Source organism: Streptomyces hainanensis (assembly GCF_004348415.1).
GTDB classification, from domain to species: Bacteria; Actinomycetota; Actinomycetes; order Streptomycetales; family Streptomycetaceae; genus Streptomyces; species Streptomyces hainanensis.
This window is the reverse complement of the sequence record NZ_SMKI01000347.1, coordinates 1-8,508: the sequence shown is the minus strand read 5'-3', so window position 1 is coordinate 8,508 and position 8,508 is coordinate 1. Positions and strand designations below refer to the sequence as shown.

Here is an 8,508-nt window from a genome sequence, read left to right as displayed (position 1 = left end):
CGCCGGGCCGGCGGCGGGGCCTGCCCGTCTCGCCCCTGTCTACGTCGTGCTCGACGCCTCCCCCGCCGCCGCCCGTTGTCTACGCGAGCTGACCGGGGCGCTGCGGTCGCTCCAGACCACGCTGGTGCGGGCCCCGGACGTGGCGGGCGCGGTGCGGCTGGCCGCGCTCACCTACGCCGAATCCGCCGATCTGCTGCTGCCGTTGGCGCCCGTCACGTGGGAGACCAACGTCCCCGAGCCCAGGCCGGGACCCGCCGCCCGGCTCGCTCCCGCCTTCGAGCGGCTGCTCGAACTGCTGCCCGCCGACACGGAGCGGCTGAAGCGGGAGAGCCGGGTGGCCCGCCCCACCGTCTTCCTCGTCACCGCCGGCACGCCGGAGGACGACGCTCACTGGCCCGCGCTCCGGCGGCGGCTGGCCGAGCACCCGTACCACCCGCACCTGGTCGCCTGCGGCATCGGCGGCACCGACCCGGCCGTGGTCGGCCGGCTGGCCAGCCGCCCGGGCCTGGGCTTCGTCGCCCGCCCCGGCCACGACGCCGCCACCTCGGCCGTGCAGTTCTCCGTGCTGTTGCAGCAGGCCGTGCTGAGCCTGGCGCGGAGCGCTCAGGCAGGCGCGGGCGAACTGCGGCTGTTGTGCCCCGAGGGCCTCATGCCCGTCGAATCGCTCACCTAGGAAGCAGGAAGGCACCATCAGATGGCCGAAACACAGGGACAGTTGCTGCCCGTGTATCTCGTCGCCGACGAGTCGGGCTCCATGTATCCGCACCTCGACGAGCTCAACGCCGGCCTGGAGTCGCTCCACCGCGGTCTCCTGGCGGAGCCCATGGCCGCCGCCAAGGTGCGCCTCTCCGTGCTCGGCTTCGCCAACGCGGTCACCGAACGGCTGGTCCTGGCCGACCTGCGTGCCGAGACCGAGTTGCCGCGGCTGAGCGCGGGCGGCGGCACCAGCTACGAGGCGGCGTTCTCCGCGCTGCTGCGGCGGATCCCGGAGGACGTCAGCACGCTCAAGCGGCAGAACTACCGGGTGCACCGCCCGGCGGTGTTCTTCATGAGCGACGGGGTGCCCAACTCGGGGGACGACTGGCGGGGTGTCCACCACACCCTCACCGACCGGAGCGTGACCCCCGCCGCGCCCAACATCCTCGCCTTCGGGATCGGCGACGCCGAGGCGGAGACCATGCTCGCCGTCGCCACCCGCACCGACCACGCGTGGATCTCGGTGCCCGGCTCGCAACTCGGCGATTCCATCAAGAAGTTCTTCACCTCGCTGACCAAGAGCATGGTGCAGTCGGCGAACGCCCTGAACTCGGGTCAGGCCGAGGTCGCCGTCGAACGACCCGAGGGCTTCACGCTCGCCATCGATGAGGTGTGAGGGCGTGACACAACACTGGGAGAGCCTGCGGGAAGAGCGAGAGCGGGGGTCGGGGCGCCAGGAGTCGGGGCGCCAGGAGTCGGGGCGCCAGGAGGAGCCCGGTGGGGTGAGCGCGGCGCCGCCCGCGCGGCGGGAACCGCGGGAGCCCGCCGGGTCGGCGCCACCCGAGCCGGGCGGTACCAGGCGGGCGGCGCTCGACCCCGCGCGGCGGCCGGTGCTGGGCCGCGCCAGCGCGGAGGTCGAGCCGCTGCCGCCGCCGCCCGAGCCGTACCGCCCCGACACCGTCTTCGACGGCTGGTCGACCAGCCGCCTCACCGTGCGCCTCGCCTCAGTCCGCGGCGACGCCCACCGCGCCAGCGGTGTGCCCCGCCAGGACGACGCCGTCGCCGTCGTCCACCCGCCGACCGGCACCCTCGTCTTCGCCGTCGCCGACGGGGTCTCCGCGGCACCCGACTCCCACATCGGCGCGGCCCTCGCCTGCCGGACGGCGGTCGCCGACGTGCTGGCGCAGTTGGACGACGGCCGGCACAGGGTGGACTGGATGCGGGTGGTGCGCAACGCCTCCCACCAGTTGTTGCGGCGGATCTCCCGCGGCGAGCCCCCCACCGAGGCCCATGGCGAGGAGGCCCGGCTCCGGCTGGCCACCACCCTGATCGCGGGCACGGTCACGGCGACCGGCCCCGACGAGCCGCTGTCGTTGGAGATCCTCCCGTTCGGTGACTCCTCGGTGTGGCTGTTCCGCGACGGTGTCTTCGACGCGTTGGTCGAGGGCAAGGGCGAGACCACCGACGGCCTGGCCTCGTCCGCCGTCGAGTGGGCGCTGCCGCGGGTGCCGACGCGGCAGGCGAAGCCGTTCCGGGACGTCCTGCCGCCGGACGGCGTGCTGCTGGTCGGCACCGACGGCATCGGCGACCCGCTGGGCGCCGGCGACGGCCTCGTCGGTCACCTCCTCTCCGTCGGCCTGGCCGGCCCGCTCCCGTCGCCCGGGCACTTCGCCTACCTGCTGGACTTCTCCCGGGAGACCTTCGACGACGACCGCACCCTGCTCGCCGTGTGGCCGCGTCCGACGGCGCCCGCACCGTCTCCCGGCACGTCCCCTCGATGAGCCGCGCGGGGCCGGCCAGGATCGAGCTGTCGACCCTGGCCAAGGGGCGGAAGCTGGGCTCGGGCGGCCAGGGCACCATCTGGGAGACCGACCGGACCCTCAACCAGGGGCGTTGGCAGGCGGCGTACAAGGAGTACGCGCGGGCGATCACCCCGGACACCGACGCCCTGGAGCGGATGGTCTCCCTCCCGCATCAGGTGCCGAGCGGCACCCGGCGCTGGCTGGCCGGACACCTGGCCTGGCCGGTCGCGCTCGTCACGGACGCGGGCAGCGGCGACCGCGTCACGGGCTTCCTCATGCGGCAGATCCCCCAGGACTTCGTCCGCACACTCGACATCCCCGGGGAGTCCGAGCGGCCGTCCGGCATGCAGTACCTGCTCAACCCGGACGCGTACCTGACGCGGGTCGGCATCCGCGTCACGCCGAGGCAACGCGCCCAACTGCTGCTCGACCTCGCCAGGACGCTGGCCCGCCTGCACGGGATGGACATCGTCTGCGGCGACCTGTCCCCCAACAACGTGCTGTTCACGCTCTCGCCCGAGCCCGCCTGCTTCCTCATCGACTGCGACTCGATGGTGCTGCGCGGCAGCCCGGTGGTGCCCCCGGTCGAGACCCCCGACTGGGAGGTGCCGCCGGGGGAGCCCAAGGCGGCGCGCGAGGGCGACCTGTACAAGCTCGCGCTGCTCGCGGTGCGGCTGTTCAGCGGCGAACAGAGTGGCAGCGACACGCTGATGATGACGGACACCGACAGCGAACTGCTGATCCAGCACCTGGCCGAGCGGGGGGTGAGGAACGCCCCGCACGAGCGGCCCTCGGCCGAGGACTGGGAGAAGGCGATGGGTCACGCGGTCAGCCGCACTCCGGCCTCGGCTCCCCGACGGCCCTCGCCCAGCCCCAAACCGTCGGGGGGACAGCGCGCGACGCGGCCGGCGACGTCCCCACGTCCACGCCCTTCGCCGCCACCTGCCCCGACTCCTACCCCGACTCCTGCTCCTGCTCCTGCTCCTGCTCCTGCTCCTGGCACCGGGTGGATCACACCGCCGTCTCCGCCGCCGGTCTGGGCCCGGAAGCCGTCACGCCCCCAGCGGCCCGGTCCCGCCGGGAGTTCGGATCCGAGCTGCGGAGGCGCCGTCTGGGTGCTGGCGGTGATCTGCGTGGTGCTCTACCTGGTCCTCCAGACTTTCTCCGCCGTGTGGAACGGCGTCGGCGACGCGGTGGAATCCTTCTTGTCGGGCCCGGAGGACGAGGTGCAAGGGGTCGAGTACACGCCTCCCACGACCGCGCGGGCGCAGGCGAGGGACCTGGACGCCCTGTTGACGTACAACTCCGGCACCCGTGGGGACGTCTCCGAGGCTGTTCAGGAACTGCTGACATGCCCCGGCGTCACGCCTGACCGGTTGGCGGCGGCGGAGGACACCTTCACCACGGCCGCCGAGGACCGCATGGCGCATCTCGAGTCGCTCGACATGCTCGCCCTCGACGAACTTCCCGACGGCGAGACACTGGAACGCGACCTCCGCGAGGCGTGGAACGCCTCGGCCGACGCCGACCGGGCGTACGCGCTGCTCGCCGACGAGACCTGGTGCGACCAGGATCTGACCGCCTCGCCCCACTGGGAGGACGCCGGAGTGGCCAACGAGCGGGCCACTACGGCGAAGCGGGCCTTCATCGAGGCGTGGAACCCCATCGCCGAGCAGTACGACCTGACGGTCCTGGCGTGGGACGACGTGTGACGGAGCCCGCCGCGCAACGATCAGGCCGGGCCGTCGCCCGCCTCGTGCTTGAGCGCGTCCGGCTCGTGGATCACCAGCCGCAGCCGCCCCGTCGTCAGCCACCCCTGGGCGCGCCACTGTTCCAGGATCCGGCTGACGGTACGCCGGGAGGAGAGCACGAGCCCGGCCAGGTCGTCCTGGGAGAGCGGCAACACGATCTCCACCCCACCCGCCGACTCGGGCCGCCCGTACCGGTGGCCGAGGTCGAGCAGCAGCGCCGCCAGCCGCCGACTGGTGTCCTCGCCCCCCGCCACGACCCCGCGCCGGTCGGCCTGGCGCAGCCGCTCCGACTGCACCTGCCGCACCGCCCGCCCGATGGACGGGTCGGCCCGCACCAGACTCTCGAACGCCCGCAGCGGCAGCGTCAACGCGCGGACGTGGGTGAGCGCGACGACGGACGCCGAACGCGGCCGGCCGTCGGCTCCGGCCTGTTCACCGAGCAGGTCACCGGCCCCGCGCAGGGCCAGCACCGCCTCGTAGCCCTCGCTGGTGGACGCCGTCACCTTCACGCAGCCGCGTTCGACCACCAGCAGGTGATCGGTGACGTCGTGTTCCTTGAGAAGCGTCGCGCCCCCCGCGAATACCGCGCGCTCGCCGACACGTGCCAGGCTCTGCCGTGCCGGGCGTCCCAACAGCGACCAGAAGGTCATGTGCACGCCACTCGCTTACCCGTCTGCCCGAACGACCTAACTCCGCCGCTCATCGTAACCAGCTGATGACGGGGGGCGGCGGGTCGGGAAGGACGAAAGAGGAGCGTGACGTGTCGGGAACATGCGGATGAGCCAGTCGGCGGCGAACACCCCCGGCCTCCCCGGGACGGGTCGGCTCGACGACGAGGTGCCCTACCTCACCAGACTCCGGCCCGTGGACCGGGCCACCCTGCTGGCGCTCGGCGGTGAGGCGCGATACGCGGCGCGGGAGCCCGTGATCCGACAGCACGAGCCCTCGACCCACGTGGCCCTGGTGCTCACGGGCCGACTCAAAGTGACGGCGCACTCGCGGCAGGCCGTCGAGGCGCTGCTCGCCCTGCGGGGGCCAGGGGATCTGATCGGTGAACGCTCCGCCCTCCAGGCGACCCCGCGGTCCGCCACGGTCACCGCCCTCGTGCCGTCCGGCCTGGTCCTGGTGACCGCCGAGCGGTTCGTCGCCTACCTCGACGAACATCCGCACGCCACTCGCCAGTTGACCACGCTGATGAGCGACCGGCTGCGCGCCGGCGACCAGCGCCGGCTGGAGTACGGCACCGGCCAGGTCCGGGTCAGACTGGCGAAACTCCTGCTCCAGCTGGCCGATTCCTTCGGCGAGGAGGGAGCCGACGGCATCACCGTCGGCGTCCCGCTGACCCACGACGAGATCGCCGCCACCGTCTCGTCCTCCCGGGAGTCCGTGACCAAGGCCCTCGCGGAGCTGCGCGGCCGGAACGTCCTGCGCACGGAACGCCGAAGGCTCGTCCTGCTCCGGCCCGAGGTGCTGCGCCGGATGGCCGCCGTCGGGTAATCCGTCACACTCGCCGCGTGACGCCTGGCCTTTCGCCGGTCCGCGCCACCGCGAGAGGCTCGAAGCACGCGCACACCGGAGCGGAAGGTGACACGGCCCATGGAGACACGAGACCCCCGACCCGAGCCGGCCGCCCAGGACCCCGACGAGCATGGACCGGCGTCCGCGCCCGGCCTGGTGGCCGGTGAGCGCCTGCTGGCCGAGATGCGCGAGGAGATCGGCCGGGCCGACGCCAAGGCGTCGATCCTCGTGGGCGCCGTCGGCGTCTGCGGCGGCATCATGGCCGGTGGCAGCCACGTGCCCGCCGCGACCTGGGCCGCCCTCCTGTGGTGGGCCGGTTGCGTCGGCTGGGCGGTCGCCCTGGCGTTCCTGCTGGTGGCCACCTTCCCCCGCTACCGGCGCAGCGGCTGGAAACGCGACCAGCCGGTCACCTACTTCCTCGACGTGCGCCGCGCCGCCCGCAGCGGGCAGTTGCCGCAGGCCCTGCACCAGACCGAGGCCGACCCGCTCGCCGGCCTCACGATCGCCCTCACCAACACCAGCGACATCATCGCGGCCAAACACCGCTACATCCGCGGCGCCCTCGCCGCCTTCGCCCTCGGCGGCATCTGCCTGGCCGCGGTCCTGCCGGCCCACTGAGCCGTCGGCGGCCAGGAAACCGCGGGCCGCGCTCAGCCGCTGAGGGTCTTCGACGGCGGGTGCCCGTAGCGGTCGCGGTAGTAGGCGGCGAACCTGCCCAGGTTGGAGAAGCCCCAGCGGTAGGCGACGTCGGTGACGGTGGCCGAGCCGTCCTCGCCGGCCGTCAGCAGGTCCTGGTGGGCGCGGCGGAGCCGGACCTCGCGGAGGTAGCCGAGCGGGGTGGTGTCGAGGTGCTGGCGGAACGCCTCCTGGAGGGCGCGGGGGCTCACCCGGGCCGCCGACGCCAGGTCGGCGAGGGTGTGCGGCTCGTCGGGCCGCTCCTCCACGAGGGCCATCGCGCGCCGCACCGCGCTGTGGGCGACGAGGCCGGTGTGGCCGGCATCGAGGACCGGGGTGATCAGCCGGTGGGTCTGGACGAGTAGCGCGGCGGAGGTCTGCGTGAGGTGTGTCGCGACGAGCGGGTTGGTGCGGGCGATGCCCTCGCCGAGCACCTCGCGGTGCACGGCGCCGGAAATGGTCCCCCAGGTGCGGGCGGCGTCGGGCGAGACGGCCCCGCCGAGCGCGAACCGGGCCCGCACCGCCCCGTCGACGCCGAACGCGTCGGCGGCGGCCCGCTCCACGACGTCGCGGTCGAGCCGGAGGGTCGTCATCTGGGCGCCGGGCGACCAGCGCACCTGGAACGGCCGGTACGGGTCGAGCACATACGTCTCGCCCGGCCCGACGACGTGCTCCTCCCGCCCCGGGCGGCTCACCATGACCCGGCCGTGGGTGACCTGGCAGACCAGCAGGTACGTCTCGAGCGCCTGCGGCTTGATCAGGGTCTCCGCGTCGAGGTGCGCGGATCCGTAGCGCAGGCCGGAGATGGTGACCCCGGGGAAGCCGTCCTCGGCGTACCAGGCGGCGAACTCCCGTGGGTCGCCGAGGCAGTCGAGTTGGTAGGGGCTGTAGGCGTGGCTGATGATCTCCCGGGTCTCCTCGAGATCGCTGCTGTCCACGAGGGTCTGCAGCCTGCTCAGATCACCGAGGCCGGTGCTGAGCTGTGCCATCGGTGGCGTCTCCCCACATGTCCGCGTTTTCCGGCCGAGCGCCGCGCTCAGCGGGTAGCCGAACGGTGACTCAGTGAGTAGCGTCGCACATGTCCAACGACCAGACGCCCTGGTTTCCCGGACTAGTTGGGGAAAGCGCGTCAGGGGACACCGCCCTGGATTCACGGGGGACGTTCAGGGCGGTTCACTGGGGGGAAGGGCGGGCCCCGCCGCGCGACTTCGCGCAGCGGGGTCCCTCCTCGTTTCCGGCCCACGCGGGGCACGCACGGTCCTCGCGATCGGCACTCGACTCGATCCTGCCACCGCTCGCGGCCCCTCTGCCGTCGGGTTCGCCAAGCCGGGCAGGGTGGCACCGGCCGTGGCGCGACCGGGCGGCCGGCGAGTTCTCGTTCGGGGCGGCCGAGGCCGGCGCGGAACCCGGAGGTCAGGCACGCTCCCAGGTTCGGGGATCACGGGCCGCCGCGTGGACGCGGGCCGCGGCCGGGGCGGTCAGGACACCGTCGAGGCGTTTGAACGCCGCCACCTCCCGGTGGTGGCGGACGACGGTCACGTCGCTCAGGGTCGGGACGACGGTGACGTTGGCGGCGTCGACGAAGAGCAGCACCGGCCGTACGTCGACCGGGAATCCGCAGGCCCTGGTGAGGGCCGCGGCCGCGCGGGCCGCCTCGCGGCGGCTCTTGACCGGATAGGGGTAGGACTGGCCGCGCACCCGGGCCGCGTGGTCGCCGACCCATATCCGGGCGCCGGGATGGCGTTTGGTGTTGACGGAGTAGACCCCGCCGGGGCCGATCAGCAGGTGGTCGATGTCCACGTCCCGTGGCAGGGGTATGGAGTGCACCACGTGCCAGCCCCTGGCGGTGAGCCGGTCGAGTTCGTCGCCGGCCTTGCGTTCGCCGACGAGTCCGGCGCGCCAACTGTCGGCCTCCGTTCGGCGGCCGAGCAGGCGGGCGAGAAGCCGGTGCCAGAAGCTCGGGCTGATGTCGTCGATCTTCGCTCTCAGCGCCTGGCCCGGGCGATTGTCCGCGAGATCGACGGGGGGCGGACCGGTCGGCCGGGGGGCCTGTCTCTTATACACAA

Annotated in this window: 9 protein-coding genes; 6 read left to right on the top strand and 3 right to left on the bottom strand. The window is 73.4% G+C overall.

The window, feature by feature from the left end:
* The 4 genes from E1283_RS26400 to E1283_RS26385 form a co-directional block, all read left to right on the top strand.
* A partial coding sequence (locus E1283_RS26400) for a vWA domain-containing protein (protein WP_207930529.1) occupies nt 1-673 on the top strand: 673 nt, incomplete at its 5' end.
* A gap of 21 nt (nt 674-694) precedes the next feature.
* Nucleotides 695-1,372, top strand: coding sequence for a vWA domain-containing protein (locus E1283_RS26395; RefSeq protein ID WP_132820652.1), 678 nt, complete (start codon nt 695-697; stop codon nt 1,370-1,372).
* A 4-nt stretch (nt 1,373-1,376) separates the two neighbouring features.
* Nucleotides 1,377-2,477: a protein phosphatase 2C domain-containing protein gene (locus E1283_RS26390; protein ID WP_132820651.1), complete on the top strand. Its 1,101-nt coding sequence runs from the start codon at nt 1,377-1,379 to the stop codon at nt 2,475-2,477.
* Nucleotides 2,426-4,210, top strand: a complete 1,785-nt coding sequence (locus tag E1283_RS26385) for a hypothetical protein (RefSeq protein ID WP_132820650.1) — start codon at nt 2,426-2,428, stop codon at nt 4,208-4,210. The genes E1283_RS26390 and E1283_RS26385 overlap by 52 nt, the downstream gene beginning before the upstream one ends.
* 20 nt (nt 4,211-4,230) lie before the next feature.
* Here E1283_RS26385 and E1283_RS26380 read toward each other — a convergent pair whose 3' ends face one another.
* The gene (locus tag E1283_RS26380) at nt 4,231-4,899 is read right to left on the bottom strand and encodes a Crp/Fnr family transcriptional regulator (protein WP_132820655.1); all 669 of its coding nucleotides are present in this window, start codon (nt 4,897-4,899) and stop codon (nt 4,231-4,233) included.
* Nucleotides 4,900-5,026: 127 nt separating this feature from the next.
* Between E1283_RS26380 and E1283_RS26375 the strand changes: the two genes are divergently transcribed.
* Both E1283_RS26375 and E1283_RS26370 read left to right on the top strand, forming a co-directional pair.
* Complete coding sequence (locus E1283_RS26375; RefSeq protein ID WP_132820649.1) at nt 5,027-5,746, top strand: Crp/Fnr family transcriptional regulator; 720 nt, start codon at nt 5,027-5,029, stop codon at nt 5,744-5,746.
* A 99-nt stretch (nt 5,747-5,845) separates the two neighbouring features.
* The gene (locus E1283_RS26370; RefSeq protein WP_243745121.1) at nt 5,846-6,385 is read left to right on the top strand and encodes a Pycsar system effector family protein; all 540 of its coding nucleotides are present in this window, start codon (nt 5,846-5,848) and stop codon (nt 6,383-6,385) included.
* A gap of 32 nt (nt 6,386-6,417) precedes the next feature.
* On the opposite strand, the gene E1283_RS26365 is transcribed toward E1283_RS26370, so the two are convergent.
* Nucleotides 6,418-7,431, bottom strand: coding sequence for a helix-turn-helix transcriptional regulator (locus tag E1283_RS26365; RefSeq protein ID WP_132820648.1), 1,014 nt, complete (start codon nt 7,429-7,431; stop codon nt 6,418-6,420).
* 424 nt (nt 7,432-7,855) lie between these two features.
* The coding region (locus E1283_RS26360; protein ID WP_132820647.1) for a nuclease-related domain-containing protein at nt 7,856-8,508 on the bottom strand (653 nt) is incomplete at its 5' end.